Source organism: Azospirillum sp. OGB3, from assembly GCF_014192915.1.
Lineage (GTDB): Bacteria > Pseudomonadota > Alphaproteobacteria > Azospirillales > Azospirillaceae > Azospirillum.
This window is the reverse complement of sequence record NZ_JACHYN010000003.1, coordinates 581,378-602,082: the sequence shown is the minus strand read 5'-3', so window position 1 is coordinate 602,082 and position 20,705 is coordinate 581,378. Positions and strand designations below refer to the sequence as shown.

The 20,705-nt window shown below is 67.6% G+C and carries 21 protein-coding genes; 15 read left to right on the top strand and 6 right to left on the bottom strand.

The genetic code is table 11. The features are described 5' to 3' along the window. Positions 1 to 51 precede the first annotated feature (51 nt). The 3 genes from FHW79_RS10265 (at position 52) to guaB (ending at position 3,448) form a co-directional block, all read left to right on the top strand. The gene (locus FHW79_RS10265; RefSeq protein WP_183178803.1) at positions 52 to 1,080 is read left to right on the top strand and encodes a Ppx/GppA phosphatase family protein; all 1,029 of its coding nucleotides are present in this window, start codon (positions 52 to 54) and stop codon (positions 1,078 to 1,080) included. 14 nt (positions 1,081 to 1,094) lie between these two features. Next, positions 1,095 to 1,805, top strand: coding sequence for an RlmE family RNA methyltransferase (locus FHW79_RS10260; RefSeq protein WP_094306430.1), 711 nt, complete (start codon positions 1,095 to 1,097; stop codon positions 1,803 to 1,805). Between the two features lie 164 nt (positions 1,806 to 1,969). Further along, positions 1,970 to 3,448 (top strand): IMP dehydrogenase, encoded by a 1,479-nt coding sequence (guaB, locus tag FHW79_RS10255; protein ID WP_183178802.1) that lies wholly within the window; start codon positions 1,970 to 1,972, stop codon positions 3,446 to 3,448. A gap of 84 nt (positions 3,449 to 3,532) precedes the next feature. On the opposite strand, the gene FHW79_RS10250 is transcribed toward guaB, so the two are convergent. Then, positions 3,533 to 4,294 carry an RNA methyltransferase gene (locus FHW79_RS10250; protein WP_183178801.1) on the bottom strand — a complete coding sequence of 254 codons (762 nt, stop codon included), beginning with the start codon at positions 4,292 to 4,294 and terminating at the stop codon, positions 3,533 to 3,535. Positions 4,295 to 4,496: 202 nt separating this feature from the next. On the opposite strand from FHW79_RS10250, the gene FHW79_RS10245 reads away from it, so the two are divergent. Next, on the top strand, positions 4,497 to 4,745 hold the full coding sequence (locus FHW79_RS10245; RefSeq protein ID WP_211108177.1) for a DUF1272 domain-containing protein: 249 nt from the start codon (positions 4,497 to 4,499) through the stop codon (positions 4,743 to 4,745). 21 nt (positions 4,746 to 4,766) lie between these two features. On the opposite strand, the gene FHW79_RS10240 is transcribed toward FHW79_RS10245, so the two are convergent. Further along, positions 4,767 to 5,285 (bottom strand): GNAT family N-acetyltransferase, encoded by a 519-nt coding sequence (locus FHW79_RS10240; RefSeq protein WP_183178850.1) that lies wholly within the window; start codon positions 5,283 to 5,285, stop codon positions 4,767 to 4,769. A gap of 14 nt (positions 5,286 to 5,299) precedes the next feature. Beyond that, the gene (locus FHW79_RS10235; RefSeq protein WP_183178800.1) at positions 5,300 to 6,481 is read right to left on the bottom strand and encodes a murein transglycosylase A; all 1,182 of its coding nucleotides are present in this window, start codon (positions 6,479 to 6,481) and stop codon (positions 5,300 to 5,302) included. Positions 6,482 to 6,757: 276 nt separating this feature from the next. Between FHW79_RS10235 and FHW79_RS10230 the strand changes: the two genes are divergently transcribed. Next, positions 6,758 to 8,125, top strand: coding sequence for an RsmB/NOP family class I SAM-dependent RNA methyltransferase (locus FHW79_RS10230; RefSeq protein WP_183178799.1), 1,368 nt, complete (start codon positions 6,758 to 6,760; stop codon positions 8,123 to 8,125). Between the two features lie 34 nt (positions 8,126 to 8,159). Here the strand turns inward: FHW79_RS10230 and FHW79_RS10225 are convergent, their stop codons facing one another. The 3 genes from FHW79_RS10225 to FHW79_RS10215 all read right to left on the bottom strand — a co-directional run bounded on the left by FHW79_RS10225 (position 8,160) and on the right by FHW79_RS10215 (position 10,028). After that, positions 8,160 to 9,032 carry a hypothetical protein gene (locus FHW79_RS10225; RefSeq protein ID WP_183178798.1) on the bottom strand — a complete coding sequence of 291 codons (873 nt, stop codon included), beginning with the start codon at positions 9,030 to 9,032 and terminating at the stop codon, positions 8,160 to 8,162. Positions 9,033 to 9,056: 24 nt separating this feature from the next. Next, positions 9,057 to 9,308 (bottom strand): hypothetical protein, encoded by a 252-nt coding sequence (locus tag FHW79_RS10220; protein ID WP_183178797.1) that lies wholly within the window; start codon positions 9,306 to 9,308, stop codon positions 9,057 to 9,059. 213 nt (positions 9,309 to 9,521) lie between these two features. Further along, on the bottom strand, positions 9,522 to 10,028 hold the full coding sequence (locus tag FHW79_RS10215; protein WP_348984104.1) for a hypothetical protein: 507 nt from the start codon (positions 10,026 to 10,028) through the stop codon (positions 9,522 to 9,524). Positions 10,029 to 10,571: 543 nt separating this feature from the next. Here FHW79_RS10215 and FHW79_RS10210 point away from each other — a divergent pair. The 10 genes from FHW79_RS10210 (at position 10,572) to FHW79_RS10165 (ending at position 20,703) form a co-directional block, all read left to right on the top strand. Beyond that, positions 10,572 to 11,591: a purine nucleoside permease gene (locus tag FHW79_RS10210; RefSeq protein WP_183178796.1), complete on the top strand. Its 1,020-nt coding sequence runs from the start codon at positions 10,572 to 10,574 to the stop codon at positions 11,589 to 11,591. A gap of 123 nt (positions 11,592 to 11,714) precedes the next feature. Then, a complete protein-coding gene (locus FHW79_RS10205) occupies positions 11,715 to 12,272 on the top strand; it encodes an N-acetyltransferase (protein ID WP_183178795.1) in 558 nt (185 codons plus the stop codon). A 35-nt stretch (positions 12,273 to 12,307) separates the two neighbouring features. Continuing rightward, on the top strand, positions 12,308 to 13,858 hold the full coding sequence (guaA, locus tag FHW79_RS10200; protein ID WP_183178794.1) for a glutamine-hydrolyzing GMP synthase: 1,551 nt from the start codon (positions 12,308 to 12,310) through the stop codon (positions 13,856 to 13,858). 295 nt (positions 13,859 to 14,153) lie between these two features. Continuing rightward, the gene (locus FHW79_RS10195) at positions 14,154 to 15,191 is read left to right on the top strand and encodes an ABC transporter substrate-binding protein (RefSeq protein WP_211108176.1); all 1,038 of its coding nucleotides are present in this window, start codon (positions 14,154 to 14,156) and stop codon (positions 15,189 to 15,191) included. 3 nt (positions 15,192 to 15,194) lie between these two features. Next, the gene (locus FHW79_RS10190) at positions 15,195 to 15,392 is read left to right on the top strand and encodes a hypothetical protein (RefSeq protein ID WP_183178793.1); all 198 of its coding nucleotides are present in this window, start codon (positions 15,195 to 15,197) and stop codon (positions 15,390 to 15,392) included. A gap of 66 nt (positions 15,393 to 15,458) precedes the next feature. Further along, positions 15,459 to 16,361, top strand: a complete 903-nt coding sequence (locus tag FHW79_RS10185) for a TauD/TfdA family dioxygenase (RefSeq protein WP_183178792.1) — start codon at positions 15,459 to 15,461, stop codon at positions 16,359 to 16,361. Positions 16,362 to 16,532: 171 nt separating this feature from the next. Beyond that, positions 16,533 to 17,555, top strand: a complete 1,023-nt coding sequence (locus FHW79_RS10180) for an ABC transporter substrate-binding protein (RefSeq protein WP_183178791.1) — start codon at positions 16,533 to 16,535, stop codon at positions 17,553 to 17,555. Between the two features lie 4 nt (positions 17,556 to 17,559). Then, positions 17,560 to 18,393: an ABC transporter ATP-binding protein gene (locus tag FHW79_RS10175; RefSeq protein WP_183178790.1), complete on the top strand. Its 834-nt coding sequence runs from the start codon at positions 17,560 to 17,562 to the stop codon at positions 18,391 to 18,393. Then, entirely contained in the window at positions 18,390 to 19,286 is an 897-nt protein-coding gene (locus FHW79_RS10170; protein ID WP_183178789.1) for an ABC transporter permease, read from the top strand. Before FHW79_RS10175 ends, FHW79_RS10170 begins: the two co-directional genes overlap by 4 nt. Before the next feature lie 175 nt (positions 19,287 to 19,461). Beyond that, entirely contained in the window at positions 19,462 to 20,703 is a 1,242-nt protein-coding gene (locus tag FHW79_RS10165) for a threonine synthase (protein ID WP_183178788.1), read from the top strand. Positions 20,704 to 20,705 lie beyond the last annotated feature (2 nt).

Here is a 20,705-nt window from a genome sequence, read left to right as displayed (position 1 = left end):
GGACGTGAAACCGGGTTAAGATGACTCCCTTAAGCATGGCGGGGAGGAGACGTGGACCTTCAGGTGCACAGCGAGCGGCAGAACGACACCGGACGGTTGCGTTCGTCGGCCCCTGCGCGCCCGGTCTTCGCAGCCCTCGATCTCGGCACCAACAATTGCCGTCTCCTGATCGCCCGACCAATTCCCGGCGGTTTTCGTGTCATCGACGCCTTCTCGCGGATCGTCCGGCTGGGCGAGGGGCTGACCCGCAACGACCGGCTGTCCGACTCGGCGATGGAGCGCACCCTCGCCGCCCTGAGAATCTGCGGGTCCAAGATCGAACGGCGCGGCGTCACCGCGGCGCGTGCCGTGGCGACCGAGGCCTGCCGCCGTGCCCGGAACTGCGGCGAGTTCATCGACGCGGTGGAGCGGGAAACCGGCATCGCCATCGAGATCATTTCCAGCCAGGAGGAGGGGCGCCTCGCGCTTGCCGGGTGCGCCTCGCTGCTCGACCCCAACGTCCCCTATGCCGTGGTGTTCGACATCGGCGGCGGCTCGACCGAACTGATGTGGCTGGCGGTGGAGCGGGGGCGGGCCCCGCGCATCCTCGACCAAACCTCCATCCAGTGCGGCGTCATCGGCCTCACCGAACAGTTTGGCGGCGCGGACGCCGACCGCGGCATGTACCGGCGCATGGTGGAGGAGGTGGCGTCGGCCATCGCTTCCTTCGAGGCGCGCAACGGCATCCGTGAGCGGGTTCTGGCCGGGCAGGTGCAGATGCTCGGCACCTCCGGCACGGTGACGACGCTGGCCGGGGTGCATCTCGGCCTCTGCCGCTACGACCGGCGGGCGGTGGACGGCAGCTTTCTGCGCATCGACCACGCCCGGGCGGTCATCGAACGTCTCGTCGCGCTGGACTTCGACGGGCGGGCGCGGCATCCCTGCATCGGACAGGACCGCGCGGATCTGGTGATCGCCGGATGCGCGGTGCTGGACGCGCTGTGCGACTGTTGGCCGGTGGAGCGCCTGCGCATTGCCGACCGCGGGCTGCGCGAGGGCATCCTCGTGGAGCTGATCGGGTCGGCGCGGCAAATCTATTAAGGAAATGTGAGACCATGGTTGGAAAGCCTCCGTCCTCCTCGACGCCGGGTGGGCGCCGCGCCACCGTCCGCGTGAAGTCCGCGGCCAAGCGCACCACCTCCTCGGCCCGTTGGCTGGAGCGGCATCTGAACGACCCCTATGTGCACGAGGCGACGAAGCGCGGCTTCCGCTCCCGCGCTGCTTTCAAGCTGCTGCAACTGGACGAGAAGTTCCATTTGCTGGGGCCGGGCAAGCGCGTGGTCGACCTCGGCGCCGCTCCCGGCGGCTGGACGCAGGTCGCGGTGGACAAGGTGCAGACCGGGCGCGAGGGCTGGAAGGTCGTCGGGTTGGACATCCTGCCCATGGACCCGGTGCCCGGCGCCACCACCATGCAGGCCGACTTCCTGGAGGAGGGCGCGGCCGAGCGGCTGAAGGAGGCGCTCGGCGGCCCCGCTGACGTGGTGCTCAGCGACATGGCGGCTCCGACCATCGGGCACCAGTCCACCGACCACCTGCGCATCATGGCGCTGGCCGAGGCCGCCTACGACTTCGCGGAGGAGGTGCTGGCCCCCGGCGGGGCGTTCGTCGCCAAGCTGTTCCAGGGCGGGGCGGAGAAGTCCCTGCTGGAGCGGCTGAAGCGCGACTTCGCCACGGTGCGCCACGCCAAGCCGCCGGCCAGCCGTGCCGAATCCTCCGAAACCTATGTGGTCGCCACCGGTTTCCGTGGGGCCAACATGAACGACTAGGTCCACCGCCGGCTGCGGCCCGTTCGCGCAGGTCATGGCTGGCTTGCGCGGATGAGGCCCGGCATACGACAGTTTGTGGTTCAGGCGCCTTCACAAGCCCACGGTCTTGTGTATAGTGCGCCAAATTTTTTTCCGGCCCCTTTTTACCTCCCGGGAGACCGCCGATGGCCCGCTCGTCCACGATTCGCGAAGCTCTGACCTTCGACGATGTCCTCTTGGTTCCGGCCGAAAGTTCGGTCCTGCCGAACGAGGTGGACACCCGGACGCGCCTGACCAAGACCATCGAACTGGGCATCCCCCTGATGTCCTCGGCGATGGACACCGTGACCGAAAGCAGCCTCGCCATCGCCATGGCCCAGGCCGGCGGCATCGGCGTGGTTCACCGCAACCTGACCATCGAGCAGCAGGCCGAGGAGGTCCGCAAGGTCAAGCGGTACGAGTCCGGCATGGTGGTCAACCCGATCACCATCACCCCGGGCCAGACGCTGGCCGACGCGCTCCAGCTCATGGCCGACTACCGCATTTCCGGCATCCCGGTGGTGGAAAGCCGCGACTCCCGCGGCAGCGGCAAGCTGGTCGGCATCCTGACCAACCGCGACGTCCGCTTCGCCACCAACCCGAACCAGCCGGTCAGCGAACTGATGACCAAGGACGTGGTGTCGGTGCGCGAGGGCGTCAGCCAGGACGAGGCCAAGCGCCTGCTGCACCAGCACCGCATCGAGAAGCTGCTGGTGGTGGACGAGGCGCACCGCTGCATCGGCCTCGTCACGGTCAAGGACATCGAGAAGGCCCAGGCCTACCCGAACGCCTGCAAGGACGCCCATGGCCGCCTGCGCGTCGCCGCCGCCACCGGCACCGGTTCGGACGGGCTGCGCCGTGCCGAGGCGCTGTTCGACGCCGGTGTCGACGTTCTGGTGGTCGACACCGCGCACGGCCATTCACTGAAGGTGCTGGATCAGGTGCGCGCGGCGCGCAACATGTCCAACTACACCCAGGTGATCGCCGGCAACGTGGCGACCGCCGAGGCGGCGAAGGCGCTGGTCGATGCCGGCGCGGACGCCGTGAAGGTCGGCATCGGCCCGGGCTCCATCTGCACCACCCGCATCGTCGCTGGCGTCGGCGTGCCGCAGCTCACCGCCATCATGGACGTGGTCGAGGCCTGCGAGACGATGGGCATCCCGGTGATCGCCGACGGCGGCATCAAGTTCTCGGGCGATCTTGCTAAGGCCATCGCGGCGGGGGCCAGCGTGGCGATGCTGGGCAGCCTGTTCGCCGGCACCGACGAGAGCCCCGGCGAGGTCATCCTCTACCAGGGCCGTTCCTACAAGAGCTACCGCGGCATGGGCTCGGTGGGTGCCATGGCCCGCGGCTCGGCCGACCGCTACTTCCAGCAGGAAGTCTCCACCATGAAGCTGGTTCCGGAAGGCGTCGAAGGCCGCGTCCCCTACAAGGGCCCGGTGTCGGCGGTGATCCACCAGCTCGTCGGCGGCCTGCGCGCCGCCATGGGCTACACCGGCAGCCAGTCCATCGCCGAGATGCAGACGAAGTGCGAGTTCGTCCGCATCACCAACGCGGGCCTGCGCGAGAGCCACGTCCACGACATCACCATCACCAACGAGTCCCCGAACTACCGCCAGGGCTGACCGGCCGTCCCTTGGAGTGAGGTTCGAGAAGGCGAGGGGGCGTTCCCCTCGCCTTTTTCATGTCCGCGTTTCAGCGTTTCCCTGTCAGCGGTTGGCGGCGAAGTGGCTGAACAGCGCCACGCTCGCCGCGACGGTGGCGTTGAGGGATTCCACGGCGCCGGTGGTCGGGATCGACAGGCGCTGGACAGGCAGGGTAGCGGGCACGCCCTGGCCTTCCTCGCCCAGGACGAGACGGACGTCGCGCGGCCAGCGGTAGGCGGCCATGTCAGCCCCCCCGGCGTCCAGGGCGACCAGCGGCCCGGCGGCCCGGTTCACGTCCTCCCACCGGCCGCCGCGCAGCAGGGTCAGTTCGAACTGGGCGTTCGACGCGGCGCGCAGACATTTGGGGTGGTAGGGATGCGCCGCTCCATCGAGCAGGATCACCCGCCGGGCGCCGAAGGCGGCGGCGCTGCGCAGCAGGGCGCCGAGGTTGTTGGGGTCGCCGAGCGCGCAGACCAGTTCCAGCCCTTGCGGCGGTTGGGAAAGGTCGATGAGCGGCGTGTCCGGCACCGTGCCGACGAGCAGGGGGAAGCCGGTGCCGGGAGCATCCAGCGTGCGGAACAGGGCGGGGGCGAGCTGGACGATCTCAAGCCCAGCGGGCAGGCCCCAGCCCTCGGCCTGCGCCGGATCGGTGACGAGCAGGGTGGAAAAGCGCTCCGGCCAGCGGGCCAACGCCTCCGGCACCGTCTTCAGCCCGGCGAGCAGGAACCTGCCCTGTTTCTTCAGGCCGCGGCTTTCCAGAAGCGACTCCCACAGCTTGAACTGGGGATTCTGCGGGCTTTCGATCAGGCGCGGCAGGCGGGTCATGCGGGACAGGCTTTCCAGGGCGGGCGGTCGTCGTGATCGTGGACCTTACGGCGCGGTGCGCCGGGTTGGGAAGGCCGATCCGCCTTCATAGCCCTCACCCCTCTGGGGAGAGGGGGCTTTCGGAAGCCGTGCGGCCACCGCCTGTTTTCCCGCCGCGGCTACGCTGCTATTCTTCTGGAACCACGGAAAGGCGATCCCCATCATGCTTGCGCTGCGGCCCAACTGCGAATGCTGCGACCGGGATTTGCCCCCGGACTCCCGCGATGCCTACATCTGCTCCTTCGAATGCACTTTCTGCGGCGACTGCCGGGATGGGGTGCTGAAGGAGCATTGTCCGAACTGCGGGGGCGAGCTGGTGCGGCGGCCCGTCCGCCCGGCGGGAAAGCTGGTCAACAACCCGGCGTCCACGCAGCGGGTGCTCAAGGCCGAAGGCTGTCCGCCCGCCTTTTAAAGGGCGCCTTCCGAATCGCGCTCAATCCAGCCGCCGGCCAAGGAACAGCAGCGCACCCCGCTGGGTCGCCGCGGTGAAGCCGGCGCGCTGGTAGAAGCTGACGTTGCGCGCGAAGACCCCCGTCACCAGATGCAGGCCGGGCAGGCCGTCGGCGCGGCAGTCCTCCGCGAAGCGGTCCACCAGCGCCCGCCCGACCCCGCGATCGCGGAAGCCGGGCCAGACGTTGACGTGGAGATGGGCGGGAAAGGAGGCGAAGTGGTCGGCGAAGACCTCGTATTTCGGGATGATGCGGGCGAGGTCCAGCGCCCCGGCGCTGTCCTTGCAGCCGGTCAGATAGCCGATGATGGTGCCGTCCTCGGCCAAGGCGAACCACACGTCGTCCGGCGCCCGCTCCACGTACCAGCCCGTCCAGGTGCGGAGGAAGGCCGTGCGCTCCTCCGCCGAGGCGAAGTCCTTGCGCAGCGTGGACAGGAAGAAGATGTCCTCCAACGCGGCCAGGGCGGCCCCGTGGTCGGGCAGGGCGGACAGGCGAACCAGCATCGGCAACCAGACCCTCAGCGGCGTTGCGCCAGCGTGAAGGAGGTGGTGCGCGGCGCCAGCATCGTGTAGCGGCCCTTGGCCTTCATCACGCCGGCGCCCTCCGCGGCTTCCGCCCCATGGCCCCAGAACAGGTCGCCGCGCACCGCACCCTTGATGGCGCCGCCGGTGTCCTGGGCGACGACGAGGCGCTTGATCTCGCCCTGCGGCACGGGGGCCTCGCGCACGTCCAGCCACAGCGGCACGCCCAGCGGGACGTAGCCGGGGTCCACGGCGAGGCTGCGGCCCGCCGTCAGCTCCATGTTGCGCGCGCCGCGCGCGCCGACGTCGGGGCGGAGCTGGAAGAAGACGTAGGACGGGTTCAGGTTCATCACCCGCTTGGCCTCGCCGGGATGCTCGGTCAGCCAGCGGCGGATCAGCGGCATGGTGACCTGCTCCGGCGTGGCGTAGCCGATGTCGATCAGGTGCCGTCCGATGGGGACGTAGCGGTGGCCGTTCTGCCCGCCATAGCCCAGAGCCACCACCGACCCGTCGGTCATCCGCACCCGGCCCGACCCCTGGATTTCCAGGAAGAAGGCGTCGATGGGATCGTCCACCCACAGGATCTCCAGCCCCTTGCCCTTCAGCGCGCCGTCGGTGATGCGGGCGCGGCTGGGCAGGCCGCGCTTGGTCCGCTTCGGCGCCTTGTAGAGGGGGACGTTGTAGCGCTCGGTCCGGGTCCAGCTTCCGCGCAGCTCGACCTCATAGTAGCCGGTGAACAGCCCCTCCTGCCCCTCGGACAGGGCGACGGGGGTGAAGTGATCCTCGAAGAAGCGGCGGGCGGTTTCCGGCTGGGCGTCGGGCAGGCCGCGCAGCGCCTCGCAGATCGGGCGCCAGTCGGACGTGGTGCCGGCGGCGGGGTTGGGGCCGAGCGGCTTGCCGGCCGGCTGCGACGCCACCCAGCGGCAGGTGCGCTGCAAGGCGGGCAGGGCCTGCGCGTGGTCGTCGTCGATCCAGCCCGGCAGGCCGCGGAAATCCGCGGATACCTTCTCCATCCCCGGCCGCCAGGACGCCGCGGTGACGCCGCCGCCCGGTCCCGACCCGGTCGCCGCGTCGCCCGCACAGCCCGCCAGCAGGCCGCCCACCAGCAGGCCAAACGCAAGAAGGGTGGAGACGCGCGCCAACGCACGCGCCATGACACTGCCGACCGCAGCCGTCATCGCGGACCCCGCACCAGATTTCAAGAAGACGCCGAAGAAGAGGGAACGTTGGACTTGCCGCCCGCAAGAGAGCCAGGGCAAGAACAACTACCCCTTTTTTGCCTCATTCATGGGATTGCGGTCAACCGCTCTTCGCGCGGATGGTTTCGATCGGGCCGTCTTGTCACAGGGCTGGCGCCTGGGACGGCGACTCGAAAGGCTGCCGCGCGTGCGCGGGGGATGACAACCGCCCCCCGCTCGGGTTATCGAGCAGGGAATCTATCCGAGGACCATCCCATGACCCCCGCCGCCCGCCTTCAGGCGGTCATCGACCTGCTGACCGAGATCGACGAAACCCCGCGCCCCGCCGACGCGGTGATGAGCGCCTATTTCCGCGCCCGCCGCTACATCGGGTCGAAAGACCGCACCGCGGTGGCGCAGACGGCCTACGCGATCCTGCGGCGGCACGCCCGGCTGTGCTGGTGGCTGGAGCGTCAGGGCCATCCGCCGACCCCGCGCGCCCGCGCGCTCGCCAACGAGATCCTGGCCGACGGCAAGTCCGCCGCGACGGTGAAGGCTCTGTTCGGCGCCACCAAGTTCGCCCCGGCCCCGCTGGCCCCGGAGGAGGCGAAGCTCGCCAACGAGCTGGACACCCACACGCTGGAGCATCCGCAGATGCCGGAGAGCGTGGCGGTGGAATGCCCGCCCTGGGCGGAGGAGCCGATGCGCGCCGCCATGGGCGACCGCTTTGCCGTGGAGATGCGGACGCTGCTGGACTCGGCACCGCTCGACCTGCGCATCAACCCGGTGAAGGCCAACCGCGAGAGCGCGATCAAGGCGCTGGCCCGCGCCCAGATCACGGCGACGCCGACGCAGTGGTCGCCGCTGGGCCTGCGCGTCCAGGGCCGCCCGCCGCTGGGCGCCGTGGACGCCTTCAAGGACGGTCTGGTCGAAATCCAGGACGAGGGCTCGCAGCTCGTGGCGATCGCGGTGGCGCCGAAGCCGGGGCAGCAGGTGGTCGATTTCTGCGCCGGGGCCGGCGGCAAGACGCTGGCCATTGCCGCGCTGATGAAGAACAAGGGCCGCGTCGTCGCCTGCGACGTGCTGGCCGGGCGCCTGAAGCGCGCCGCCGAGCGGTTCCGCCGCGCCGGTCTGCACAACATCGAGGCGCACCCGCTGTCCAGCGAGCGCGACCCCTGGGTGAAGCGGCACAAGCGCAAGTTCGACCGCGTGCTGGTGGACGCGCCGTGCAGCGGCACCGGCACGTGGCGCCGCAACCCCGACAGCCGCTGGCGCCAGCTCGGCCCCGGCTTGGCGGAACTGGTGCCGCTCCAGGCGAACATCCTGGACAGCGCGGCCCGGCTGGTGAGGCCCGGCGGACGGCTGGTCTACGCCACCTGCTCCCTGCTGCCGGAAGAGAACGAGAATCAGGTCGCCGCCTTCCTGGAGACCCATCCTGACTTCACCGTGCTGCCGGTCGCCGAGGTCTGGGCGGAGGAGGGCGCGGGCACCCCGCCCGCCGAGGGGCCGTATCTGCGCCTGACCCCGGCCCGCCACGACACCGACGGCTTCTTCGCCGCCGTGATGGTGCGCAAGGCGGAGGAGGACGCCGAGGCGGAGGTGGACCAGATGGCCGAGGCTGATCCGGCGCCTTCAGAAGGGTAACATCGGCGGGGAGAAGCTTTCCCGGTGGGATGCGTCAGGCCGGCGGTGTGTCGCCGGTCTGCACGTTTCCGGTTTGCGGCTTTCCCGCCCCGGCCTTCAGGGCTTCCAGCAGGCCGCTGGCGACCGTGTTCTGGCCTTCGCTGGCGTTTCCGGCAACCGCACCCAGGACACCGGTTCCGCCTTTCGACGCGCCCGACGCAAGGGCCGATTGGAGCATGGACAGCGCCGCCTGCGCGTTGCCAGGGTCGCTCGACGCCGGCTTGCCGACAGTATCCGGCGGCGGTGGGGTTTCGGCGTCAGGCTTGCTCGCGACGGCTGGCGTCTCCGTGGCAATTTTGCTTTCCGCGGCGGGCGCCGGGGTCGGAGCGGCGGCGTCGGCCTTCGGGACAGCGGATTTGGGCCCGACGCCGGGAATGTCCACGGTTTCCGCGAACGTCTGGAACGCGTTGCCGAAGACGGTCCGGTCGAAGCCAAGTTCCTGAAGCTTCTGCTCGGCGGCCTCGCCGTCCGGCGCGTACAGTTCCGCGAAGCCGGCGTCCTCCCCCATGGAGGCCAGCGCGGATTTGAAGCCCTGCATGTTTTTCGTGAATCCGCTGGCGTCGCTGAGAATGGCCGTCTGGTCGGTTGGCTTTCCATAGGCGCCACGGGTCGCCGCGATTCCGCTCTTGAGCGCGTCCTGAACCGGCTTCAGGCGTTCGTTCATCTCGTCCATCGAGATGTCGCCGCGCTGCTGGGCTTCCTGAATCTCCTGGGTCTTGCGCCCGACCTCGGACAGCGCACCCGACATCCGGCTGCCGTAGGCCTGCAGTTTCTGCCAGGCAGCCTCCGAGTCGGCCAGCCGCTCCTTGTCCTCCTCGTCACGGGGGCGTTCGGAGACGTAGCGGTTGAAGGTCGCCTTGGTCGCCATCGATTTCAGCCCGGTCACGGCGTCTTAGGCGCTGATCTTGCCGGAGTTGACGAGTCCCTCCAGCATGCCGCGCGCCTTTGAGTCGAGTTGCTTGAACACATCGGCGGCGGCGCCCTTCAAGGCTTGCCCAAGCTTGCTCACGGACACGGCATCCGTCTTTTCGCCGCTTCCGACGCTTGAGGATTGATGCCCGGAGGAGCCGGTTCCGGACTGTACAGGCTTCCAGTATCCGGCGGCGGACAAGTGAAGAGAGGAACTGATAGAGCTGCTGGTCATTGATCCGCCTCCTGACCGTCATTACCCATCATTCTCGGGCCTCCACATGGAAGAACGGAAAATATAATTCCAAATTAATGATCATTGCATCTCCTTTATGCTATGCAATTATTGACAATATGATTGTGGACTGTTCTGTGATGCAAGTTAATGAAGGATGCTATTTAATTTTTGCGCGATGGATTTGTGAGATTGGCAGCGGAAGAGGTGAGCCTACCGGTAGTCGAAGGCCCCCTTGCCAATCAGACGACGGACCGCGTCGCCGAAGGCGGCAAACGGACTTAGGTTGATGCCGAGGTCGGCGATCTTCTTTGACGCATCGTCACCGCCATCCTCAATGGCGAGGAAGTAGGCGTTGGCCTGAGCATCCCTGCTGGTCGCCGGGGAGGGCGATGCCGAAGGTTTGTCGACGCGGATCGGAGAATTGTCCGGCTGCATCGGCGTGTCGGACCGGCGCTGGCCGCGCTGAAGGAGCACCGCTCCGCCGAGAGCGCGGTTGGCGGCCTCCGAATCGAGATCGACGGTGGCGACATCGACACCGGACTGCGCGAAGCCGATGCGTTTCAGACGTGTCGTCAAGCCCTTCGCCACATCATCGCCGGTCAGAGTGCCGGCGTGCACGGCGTCGTCCAGTTTCCGACGGTCCTCGTCGCCCAGCGTCTCGTTGAACATCGTAAGGGCATTGCCTTTTAGGGCCGTTGCCAGAGCGCTGAGATCCACGCTGTCGCTGGCTCCGCCATTTCGGACGGTCGTCGTGGCGACGGAAGGTGTCGATGTGTTCGTTGAGCGCGATGCCGATACAGTTCGGAAATATGCGGGAACATCGGCGGGTGATGTGACGCTTGTCGGAGCCATTGGAAAACTCCATTGATCGATGGTCGATGCCATCGTGGTAAGAAATAAATATTTTTGGCCTGCTGGCTTAGAAGTTTGAGCGAAGATTGATAATAGAATATTAAAGTTCGAATCCTAAGTATTTGTACGCTAATGAACTGTGTGAATACTGTGGTATAGATTGACTGGTTGGCGGTCAGGCTCGCGTCGGAAGGTGACGGTTGGCGCCCCGCTAAGAATTTGGCGAAACCAACATGGTAAGAGAGATTGACGGCGGGCGGAAAAAGCGGCGAATGCGCGCCAGCCCAAGAAAGGACGAGCGCCGCCACTCATGCGGGGACACACGGACCGGCCTGCTGATTTCGTGCGGGTCATACCGCAAGGTTTGCGGTTAGGGTGCGACCTTTCCCCGCATGTTGGAGCGCAATGATGTGGAACACGTCCCGCTGGCGGAGCGCCGCCCTGTCCGCCCTTTTTGTCCTGGGGCTGGGCACCTCCGCCGAAGCGGCTGAGCCGGTCAAGGTCAAGGTGTTCGTCGGCGCCATGTTCGAGATCGGCAAGAACACCGGCGACCGCGCCGGCGAGTTCCAGAACTGGTACGAGCGCTACTGGCAGTCCGCCGAGCCGATCGCCGTCAAGGGCGCGCTGAACCCCGTCTACTGCAACGCCGACGGCGTCTGCGGCGCGGTCCTGGGCATGGGCAAGGTCAGCTCCTCCGCGTCCATGCAGGCGATCCTGCTGAACCCTCAGCTCGACCTGTCGCAGGCCTATTTCATCATTTCCGGCGTGGCCGGCACGCCGCCGTCGCGCGGCACCATCGCCGAGGTCAACTGGGCGACCTGGCTGGTGGACTACGATCTCGGCCACCGTTGGGCGCCGGAAGAGGGCAAGCCGGGCGAGCCGACCTTCATGCCGCGCAAGGGCTATGAGTCCGTCCGCCTGTTCCAGCTGAACCCGACGCTGGTCTCCTGGGCGATGAAGCTGACCGGCGACACGCCGCTGAAGGATTCCGACAGCGCCCGCGCCTACCGCCAGCGCTACCCGCAGGACGCCGCCCGGCGCGCGCCCTTCGTCGGCACCGGCACGCACATGACCGGCGACACCTTCTTCCACGGCCCCGGCATGTCCGAGCAGGCGCAGTACATCGCGAAGCTCTACGGTGCCGACGACTACGTCATCACCGAGATGGAGGCCGCGGCGATCACGCTGGTCATCAAGCGGACGCTGGGCTCCGACCGGGTGATGAGCCTGCGCGGCGCCGTCAACTTCGACCAGGGCAACCCCAAGGAGACCACGCTGGAGCACCTCGACCCGAAGCCGGGCGAGACCGCCGGCGGCTTCGCCGAGACGGTGGAGAACGTGGCGGTGGTCGGCTCGCGCATGACCGATCACATCGTGTCCCACTGGGACCAGTGGCAGGCGGGCGTTCCGGCCCTTCCGGCCCAGTGACCCGACGGCCGGCGGCGCGACAATCCGCCCGCTGCGGCGCCGCCGGCCCTTTTGGCTGACTGGACATCCTCCGGCCCCGCTCCCAGTTTCCATTGGGGTGGGCAACGGGTCCGGAGATGTCCCATGGATGAAGCGCTGGTGATTCGCGACGCGCGCCCGTCGGACGCGGTGGGCATTGCCAAGGTCCATGTCGCCACGTGGCAGTCCACTTATCCGGGGCTCGTCCCCGACTCCTATCTCGTCAACCTGTCGGAAGCCGCCGCGGCGATGCGCTGGCACAACGCCGTCCAGGCGCACGGGCCGGGGCAGGGCGCCCTGGTCGTGGTGGACGGCACGGACTCGGTGGTGGGATTCGCCACCTACGGCGGGCGCCGCATTCCCGTGGAGGGGTACGAGGGGGAATTCTACGCCCTCTATCTGCTGGACGAGGCGCAGGGGCAGGGGCTGGGCCGCCGCCTGATGGCGACGATGGCCGAACGGCTCCAGGAGGGCGGCAAGCGCACCGCCGTGGTCTGGTGCCTGCGCGAGAATCCGGCGCGCTGGTTCTACGAGCGGCTGGGCAGTGTGCGGGTGGCGGAGCGGCCGATCCGCTTCGCCGGGAAGGAACTGGTGGAGATCGCCTATGGCTGGCGCGATCTCGCGCCGCTTGCACGCTTGTCCACGGGCCCCGAAATGCGGTAGTCAGGGGCTTGTCCCCCCGCATCAGGTTGTCGTCCATGTCCGCCGAGCGCGTTCTCATCCTCGATTTCGGGTCGCAGGTGACCCAGCTCATCGCCCGCCGCGTCCGCGAAGCCGGCGTCTATTGCGAAATCCATCCGTTCAGCATGAGCGAGGAGCGGATTCGCGACTACGCGCCGAAGGCGATCATCCTGTCGGGCAGCCCGGCCTCCGTCACCGAAGAGAACGGCCCGCGCGCGCCGGAGGTGGTCTTCACGCTGGGCGTTCCGGTCCTGGGCATCTGCTACGGCCAGCAGACGATGTGCCACCAGCTCGGCGGCACCGTGTCGGGCTCCGACCACCGCGAGTTCGGGCGCGCCTTCATCGAGGTGAAGCAGACCTGCGCGCTGTTCGACGGCCTGTGGGCGGTCGGCTCGCGCGAGCAGGTGTGGATGAGCCACGGCGACCGCGTCACCGCCCTGCCGGACGGCTTCCAGGCCGTGGCGGTCAGCGACGGCGCTCCCTTCGCCGCCATCGCCGACGACGCCCGCCAGTTCTACGGCGTGCAGTTCCACCCGGAGGTCGTGCACACCCCGCACGGCGCGCAGCTTCTGTCGAACTTCGTGCACCGCGTTGCGGGCTTGAAGGGCGACTGGACGATGGCCGCCTTCAAGCAGCAGGCCATCGAGAAGATCCGCGCCCAGGTCGGCACCGGCAAGGTGATCTGCGGCCTGTCGGGCGGCGTCGATTCCTCGGTGGCCGCCGTGCTGATCCACGAGGCCATCGGCGACCAGCTCACCTGCATCTTCGTCGACACCGGCCTGATGCGCGCCGGCGAGGCGGAGGAGGTGGTGACGCTGTTCCGCGACCACTACAACATCCCGCTGGTCCACCGGAACGCGTCCGCGCTGTTCCTGGGCAAGCTGGCCGGCGTCACCGACCCGGAGCAGAAGCGCAAGATCATCGGCGGCCTGTTCATCGAGGTCTTCGACGAGGAGAGCGCCAAGGTCGGCGGCGCGCAGTTCCTGGCCCAGGGCACGCTGTACCCCGACGTCATCGAGAGCGTGTCCTTCACCGGCGGTCCGTCGGTTACCATCAAGTCGCACCACAACGTCGGCGGTCTGCCCGAGCGCATGAAGCTGAAGCTGGTGGAACCGCTGCGCGAGCTGTTCAAGGACGAGGTCCGCGCGCTCGGCCGCGAACTCGGCCTGCCGGCCGCCTTCATCGGCCGCCACCCGTTCCCCGGCCCCGGCCTCGCCATCCGCGTTCCCGGCGAGATCACCCCGGAGAAGCTGGACATCCTGCGCAAGGCCGACACGGTCTATCTGGAGGAGATCCGCAACGCCGGCCTCTACGACGCGATCTGGCAGGCCTTCGCGGTGCTGCTGCCGGTGCGCACCGTGGGCGTGATGGGCGACGGGCGGACCTACGACCATGTGCTGGCCCTGCGCGCGGTGACCTCCACCGACGGCATGACCGCCGACTGGTACCCGTTCCCGCACGATTTCCTGGCCCGCGTGTCGAACCGCATCGTCAACGAGGTGCGCGGCGTCAACCGCGTCGTCTACGACATCACGTCGAAGCCGCCCGGCACGATCGAGTGGGAGTGATCCGGGGGCATTTCCGTCGGTAGGCGCCGGGGTTCTGGCCATCGCGCCAAATCGGTGGTGGAAGAATGCAAAGGGCCGTCAGGAGCAGCAACGCTCCTGGCGGCCCTTTTTTCGTGCGCCGAGAGCCTTCGCCACGTCATAGCCTCAACGGATGCCGGCAATAATAAACAATTTATTTCTGCAAAATATCGATGTAGAAATCTACTTGAGAAGTAGATTTTGTTTGACAGCGCTCCACAGGATTGGTGTGATTGGGCGACAAATCACGCCGACGGCGCCATCCCGGGAGACTTCGATGACAGCGGATGTGACACGGTACGGATCGACGGCACGGCGGGCCTTTCTCGGCCTGTCCCTCGCCGCAGGGGTGGCGCTGGCGTCCCCCGGCGGAGCGCGAGCCGAGGTAGCGGATCTGACCATCGCCATCCAGTATGGGCTGGGCTACCTGCCGCTGATGATCGCCAAGAATCAGGGGCTGATCGAGAAACACGCCGAGGCGCAGGGGATCGGGCCGGTCAAGGTCAACTGGCTGGTTTTGAACGGCGGCGTTGCCGCCAACGACGCGTTGTTGAGCGGCAACGCCCACATCGTCTCCGCCGGCATCGCGCCGCTGCTGACCGTCTGGGACAAGACGCGCGGCGGCATCGGAGTGAAGGCCATCTCTGGATTGGACTCCTCGGCCTACTGGCTCAACAGCAACAATCCGAACGTCCGCAGCATCCGCGACCTGACCGACAAGGACCGCATCGCGGTGCCTGCGGTGAAGGTCTCGATCAACTCGGTCATCCTCCAGATCGCCGCCGAGAAGGAGTTCGGGCCGGGGCACCAGTATGACTTCGAGCCGCTGACCACGACGCTGAGCCCGCCGGATGCCACCGCGGCTCTGGTCTCCGGCAAAACGGAAATCACCGGCCACGTCACCACCCCGACCTACGGGTCGCAGCAACTTGCCCACCCGAACGTCCACCGCATCCTGAACTCGCGGGACGTGATCGGCGAAGCGACGCTGGTGCTGGCCTACACCACGCAGGCGTTCTACAACGGCAACCCGAAACTCACCGCCGCCGTGGTGAAGGCGCTGGGCGATGGTTTTGCGCTGATCAAGCGGGACAAGGCCGAGGCCGCCCGCATCTATCTGGCGGAGGAACGCAGCAAGCTGACCCAGGACGAGGTCGTGGCGCTGCTGAACAACCCGGACATCAGCTATTCCCAGGTCCCGCACAACACCGGCGTGATCGCCGATTTCATGCACCGCGTCGGCTCGATCAAGGCCAAGCCGGCCTCATGGAAGGACTACACCTTTCCCATTCTGCACGGCGAAACGGGAGGGTGATCCATGATCGGCGACCATGACCCGCCCGCGGAGCTGATCTGCCTGCCCTTCCCGGAAGCCATGGCGCTGTGGCTGTCGATGTCCGGACCTGACGACCCCGATCCGGCGCTCGACCTGCGGCGTCTCCAAACCCTGTCGGTGGCCTGCGTGCTGCTCGGCTTCAGCGCCCTAGCGCTGCTCGCCTGGTTCGGCGCCGCCTGACGCCGACCGCCCTCCGCCCGCCTTTCCGCTTGTCCGTTCCTTCCTTCTTTCAAAGGAGTCTGTTCGATGAGCCTTTCCAACGCGTTCGACATCAAGCCCATCAATGGCAACATCGGCGCCGAGGTGCGCGGAGTGACCCTGTCCGGCGACCTGCATCCGGCGGTGCTGAAGGCGATCCAGGACGCCGTCTACGAGCACAAGGTGGTCTTCGTCCGCGACCAGCACCACATCGACGATGCCCGGCAGGAGGCGTTCGGGCGGTTGTGGGGCACCTTGGTCGGTCATCCGACCGTCCCGTCGCTCGGCGGGACCGAAGGCATCCTGGACGTGGACGGTTCCCGCGGGGAACGCGCCAGTTCCTGGCACGCCGACATCACCTTCCTCGACGCCTACCCCAGCGTCTCCATCCTGCGGCCCCATGTGCTGCCGGATCGTGGCGGCGACACGCTGTGGGGCAACACGGCGGCGGCCTACGCCGAGTTGCCGGAGCCGTTGCGTGAGTTGGCTGATAAATTGCGGGCGATCCATTCCAATCAGTACGACTACGCAGGCGACCGGGTGAAGGTGCGCGAGGACGGGCTGAAGCGCTTCAACGAGGTCTTCACCTCCACCGTCTACGAGACGGAGCACCCGCTGGTCTCCGTGCATCCGGTGACCGGGGAGCGCACGCTGCTGGTCGGGCATTTCCTGCAACGGCTGATCGGATTCGGCACCTCCGACTCCAACCGCCTGATCGGAATCGTCACCGACCACGCCACCCGTCCGGAAAACACGGTGCGCTGGCATTGGTCGCCGGGCGACGTGGCGATCTGGGACAACCGGGCGACCATCCACCGTGCTGTGGACGACTATGGCAGCCGCCCCCGTGTCGTCCGCCGGACGACGGTGGCCGGCGATGTGGTGGTCGGCGTCGACGGCCGTCCCAGCGTGACCCGGGTGCTTGGCCGCAAACCGAGCATCGCCGCCTGATCGTCTTGCCGGTGCCGGCATGGGGAACTACCCCATGTCGGCACCGGCATTTCATGCCTAAATAATACAAATTGACAATGTATTATAGAGTGATTTTCTCTGTTGAATCATTCGTAGAATCATGATGTCATTTTCCTACTAGAGATTAGGTGAAATTAAACGGAGGTTCGTATGGTCAAGCCTGGACGTGTCATCCGCCACGCGCTCTGCGCTCTGGTCGGGCTGGGGCTTGCCGCCGCAGCGCTGGCCGGTCCGGCGGCGGCGGAAGGCCGGATACGGATCGCCGAACAGTACGGGCTGGGCTATCTGCCGCTGCATGTGCTGCGCCACCAGAAGCTGATCGAGAAGCACGGCAAAGCGCTGGGTCTCGACATCAGCGTGGAGTGGGTGCAGCTCTCCGGTGGGGCGGCGATGAACGACGCGCTGCTGTCGGACAGCATCGATCTGGGGTCGGCGGGCGTCGGTCCGCTGCTGACCATCTGGGACCGCACCAAGGGCAACGCCAACGTCAAGGCCATCGCCGCCCTGAACAGCATGCCGCTGTTCCTGACCACCACCAACCCGACCGTCAAGACGCTCAAGAACTTCACCGACAAGGACAAGATCGCCCTGCCGGCGGTGAAGGTCGGCGTCCAGGCCCGCGTGCTCCAGATGGCCGTGGAGAAGGAGTTCGGGGAGGGGAAGTTCGACGCGCTCGACAAGCTGACCGTCTCGCTGCCGCATCCCGACGCCACCGCCGCCCTGCTGTCCGGCTCGTCGGAGATCACCGGCCACATCTCCGGCCCGCCGTTCCAGTACCAGCAGCTGCGCGATCCGAAGATCCACAAGGTCTTCAGCTCCTACGACGTGCTGGGCGGGCCGCACACCTTCAACCTGATCTGGGCGAAGGAAGCCTTCCGCACCAAAAATCCCAAGACCTATCAGGCTTTCCTCGGCGCGCTGAGGGAGGCGATGGACGTCATCAACGCCGACCATTCGGCAGCGGCGGACATCTATCTGGCGCAGAACCGGGGCGACCTCGACAAGGCCTTCGTCATCAGCATCCTCGACGACCCGGACAACCAGTTCACCGTCGCCCCCGCCCGCGTCGGGGCTTTCGCCGACTTCATGCACAAGGTCGGCGCCATGAAGAACAAGCCGGCCTCCTGGAAGGACCTGTTCTTCGAAGACCTGCACGGCGAAACCGGGAGCTGAGCCGATGAACGCCTTCACCTATCCCGACACCGTGGACACCGCCAACCTCTCGGAGCGTCCCCTGCTGGACGTGTCCGGCGTGACGCTCCAGTACAAGACGCGCCGCCATCTGGTGACCGCGACCTACCGCGTCGATTTCCAGGTGTTCCAGGCGGAGCGCTACGTCCTGCTGGGGCCGTCCGGTTGCGGCAAGTCCTCGCTGCTGAAGGCGGTGGGCGGCTTCCTGGCGCCGGTTGAGGGCGCCATCCGCCTGAACGGGCGGGCGGTGACCGGGCCGGGGCCGGACCGCATGATGGTGTTCCAGGAGTTCGACCAGCTTCCGCCCTGGAAGACGGTCAAGCAGAACGTCATGTTCCCGCTGCTCGCCAGCGGCAAGGCGTCGCGCCGGGAGGCCGAGGAGAAGGCGCTGGACTGCATCGCGCGGGTGAACCTGTCCAAGTTCGCCGACGTGCATCCGCACATGCTGTCGGGTGGGATGAAGCAGCGCGTCGCCATCGCCCGCGCCATGGCGATGGAGCCGGACATCCTGCTGATGGACGAGCCCTTCGCGGCGCTGGACGCGCTGACCCGCCGCAAGATGCAGGAGGAGCTGCTCCAGCTCTGGGACGATCTGCGCTTCACCGTCCTGTTCGTCACCCACTCCATCGAGGAGGCGCTGGTCGTCGGCTCGCGCATCCTCGTGCTGTCGCCGCATCCCGGGCAGGTGAAGGCTGAGCTGAACTGCGACGGCTACGATCACTTCGCGGTCGGCAGCCCGGCCTTCCAGGACACCGCCCAGCGCATCCACACCATGCTGTTCGCCGACGAGGTGGAAACGGTGAAGGGGCTGCCGTCATGACCGGCCTGTCGCTTGCTCCGCGAGGCCGCCGCGCGCCGCCCGTCCGCCCGGAGTATGAACGGACGGTCGCCACCACCGGCCCGATCGGCGACGTGGCCCGCCCATTGTCCCCGTGGGAGCGGATCGGCAACATCACCGCGCTCCGCCGCTTCGCCGTTCTGGCCGCGGTGGCGTTGCTCTGGCAGATCGCCGCGACGTGGCAGAACAACCCGTTGATGTTCCCCACCTTCGCCGCCACCGTCGCGGCGCTGTGGGAGGCGATCTGGCGGGAGAACCTGCTGTCGATGGCCTGGGTGTCGCTGTCGGTGCTGCTGAAGGGCTACGCCATCGCCGTGGTGCTGGCCGTGCTGCTGACCAGCTTCGCGGTGTCCACGCGCATCGGCAACGACGTGCTGTCCACGCTGACCTCGATGTTCAACCCGCTGCCGGCCATCGCGCTGCTGCCCATCGCCATGCTGTGGTTCGGGCTGGGAGCGGTCAGCCTGACCTTCGTGTTGGTCCACGCCGTGCTGTGGCCTCTGGCGCTGAACACCCACGCCGGCTTCACCTCGGTGTCGGAAACGCTGCGTATGGCCGGGCGGAATTACGGGCTGAGCGGCATCCGCTACGTCGTCACCCTGCTGATCCCGGCGGCCTTTCCGGCCATCCTGACCGGGCTGAAGGTCGGCTGGGCCTTCGCCTGGCGCACGCTGATCGCGGCGGAGCTGGTGTTCGGCGTCTCGTCGGGCAAGGGCGGGCTGGGCTGGTTCATCTTCCAGAACCGCAACGAGCTGTACATCGACAAGGTGTTCGCCGGCCTCGTCACCGTCATCCTGATCGGCCTCGTCGTCGAGAACGTCGTCTTCCGCTGGATCGAGACCCACACCGTCCGCAAGTGGGGAATGGTCCGCTAGCAACCAAAACCCCTCTCCCGCCCCGGGAGAGGGAGGGGCCCGCCGCTCTGCGGCGGGAGGGTGAGGGTGTCGGCGAGGATCGGTGGTTCGATCCTCACGCGACCCTCACCCGCCCGCTTCGCGGGCACCCTCTCCCGGGGCGGGAGAGGGGATTCTCGAGCAAGGAACTCCATCCGTGCCTTTCGACAGCAACCTGACCACCGAGCGCCCGACCTTCGTCACGCATCTGGAATGCGCCTACACCGGCGAGCGGTACGAGGCCGACACCGTCCACAACCTGTCCAGGGCGGGCAAGCCGCTGCTGGTCCGCTACGACCTGGAGGGGGTGCCCGGCGCGCTGACCAAGGACGCGCTGGCCGAACGCCCGCAGGATTTGTGGCGCTACCGCGAGCTGCTGCCGGTGCGCCGGGTGCAGGACATCGTCAGCCTGGGCGAGGCGGTGACCCCACTGGTCGCGCTGCCCAAGCTCGCCGCCAAGCTGGGGGCCGCCGAGTTGCTGGTGAAGGACGAGGGTCGTCTGCCCACCGGCTCCTTCAAGGCGCGCGGGCTGGTCATGGCGGTGTCCATGGCGAAGGCCTTCGGCATCAAGCACATGGCCATGCCGACCAACGGCAACGCCGGCGCGGCGCTGGCCGCCTACGCGACGCGGGCGGGCATCAAAACGACGATCTTCTGTCCGGAGGACACGCCGGAGGTCAACGTCTCCGAGATCGAACTCCAGGGCGCCACCGTCTACCGCGTCAACGGGCTGATCGACGACTGCGGCAAGATCGTCGGGGAGGGCAAGGCCAAGGCCGGCTGGTTCGACGTCTCCACCCTGAAGGAGCCCTACCGGATCGAGGGCAAGAAGACCATGGGTCTGGAGCTGGCCGAGCAACTCGGCTGGGAGGTGCCGGACGTCATCTTCTACCCGACCGGCGGCGGCACCGGCCTGATCGGCATGTGGAAGGCTTTTGCGGAGTTGGAGGCCATCGGCTTCATCGGCTCCAAGCGCCCGCGCATGGTGGCGGTGCAGGCCGCCGGCTGCGCCCCGATGGTCCGCGCCTACGAGGCGGGGGAGGAACACGCGCCGCGCTGGCCGGACGCCCACACCATCGCGTCCGGCATCCGCGTGCCGCAGGCGGTCGGCGACTTCCTGATCCTGCGCGCGGTGCGGGAGAGCGGCGGCTTCGCCGTCGCCGTGCCCGACGAGGCCATCCAGGCGGCGCTGGACGAGGCAGCGCGGGAGGAGGGATTCCTGCTGTGCCCGGAGGGCGCCGCCACCTACGCCGCCTACAAGCAGGCGTTGGCCGACGGCCGGGTGGGCCGCGACGAGCGCGCCGTGCTGTTCAACTGCGCGACCGGGCTGAAATACCCGCTGCCGCCGGTCCACCGGACGCTCGACCGCCACCAGCCCATCGACTATTCGGTGTTCTGAGG

Bases quoted from the DNA above. Each gene is read 5' to 3' on its own strand.
- guaB (WP_183178802.1), top strand. From the start codon at position 1,970: ATGGCCCGCTCGTCCACGATTCGCGAAGCTCTGACCTTCGACGATGTC.
- FHW79_RS10245 (WP_211108177.1), top strand. From the start codon at position 4,497: ATGCTTGCGCTGCGGCCCAACTGCGAATGCTGCGACCGGGATTTGCCC.
- FHW79_RS10240 (WP_183178850.1), bottom strand. From the start codon at position 5,285: ATGCTGGTTCGCCTGTCCGCCCTGCCCGACCACGGGGCCGCCCTGGCC.
- FHW79_RS10210 (WP_183178796.1), top strand. From the start codon at position 10,572: ATGTGGAACACGTCCCGCTGGCGGAGCGCCGCCCTGTCCGCCCTTTTT.
- FHW79_RS10170 (WP_183178789.1), top strand. From the start codon at position 18,390: ATGACCGGCCTGTCGCTTGCTCCGCGAGGCCGCCGCGCGCCGCCCGTC.
- FHW79_RS10220 (WP_183178797.1), bottom strand. From the start codon at position 9,308: ATGACCAGCAGCTCTATCAGTTCCTCTCTTCACTTGTCCGCCGCCGGA.
- FHW79_RS10180 (WP_183178791.1), top strand. From the start codon at position 16,533: ATGGTCAAGCCTGGACGTGTCATCCGCCACGCGCTCTGCGCTCTGGTC.
- FHW79_RS10230 (WP_183178799.1), top strand. From the start codon at position 6,758: ATGACCCCCGCCGCCCGCCTTCAGGCGGTCATCGACCTGCTGACCGAG.
- FHW79_RS10175 (WP_183178790.1), top strand. From the start codon at position 17,560: ATGAACGCCTTCACCTATCCCGACACCGTGGACACCGCCAACCTCTCG.
- FHW79_RS10250 (WP_183178801.1), bottom strand. From the start codon at position 4,294: ATGACCCGCCTGCCGCGCCTGATCGAAAGCCCGCAGAATCCCCAGTTC.
- FHW79_RS10190 (WP_183178793.1), top strand. From the start codon at position 15,195: ATGATCGGCGACCATGACCCGCCCGCGGAGCTGATCTGCCTGCCCTTC.
- FHW79_RS10195 (WP_211108176.1), top strand. From the start codon at position 14,154: ATGACAGCGGATGTGACACGGTACGGATCGACGGCACGGCGGGCCTTT.
- FHW79_RS10235 (WP_183178800.1), bottom strand. From the start codon at position 6,481: ATGACGGCTGCGGTCGGCAGTGTCATGGCGCGTGCGTTGGCGCGCGTC.
- guaA (WP_183178794.1), top strand. From the start codon at position 12,308: ATGTCCGCCGAGCGCGTTCTCATCCTCGATTTCGGGTCGCAGGTGACC.
- FHW79_RS10205 (WP_183178795.1), top strand. From the start codon at position 11,715: ATGGATGAAGCGCTGGTGATTCGCGACGCGCGCCCGTCGGACGCGGTG.
- FHW79_RS10260 (WP_094306430.1), top strand. From the start codon at position 1,095: ATGGTTGGAAAGCCTCCGTCCTCCTCGACGCCGGGTGGGCGCCGCGCC.
- FHW79_RS10225 (WP_183178798.1), bottom strand. From the start codon at position 9,032: ATGGCGACCAAGGCGACCTTCAACCGCTACGTCTCCGAACGCCCCCGT.
- FHW79_RS10185 (WP_183178792.1), top strand. From the start codon at position 15,459: ATGAGCCTTTCCAACGCGTTCGACATCAAGCCCATCAATGGCAACATC.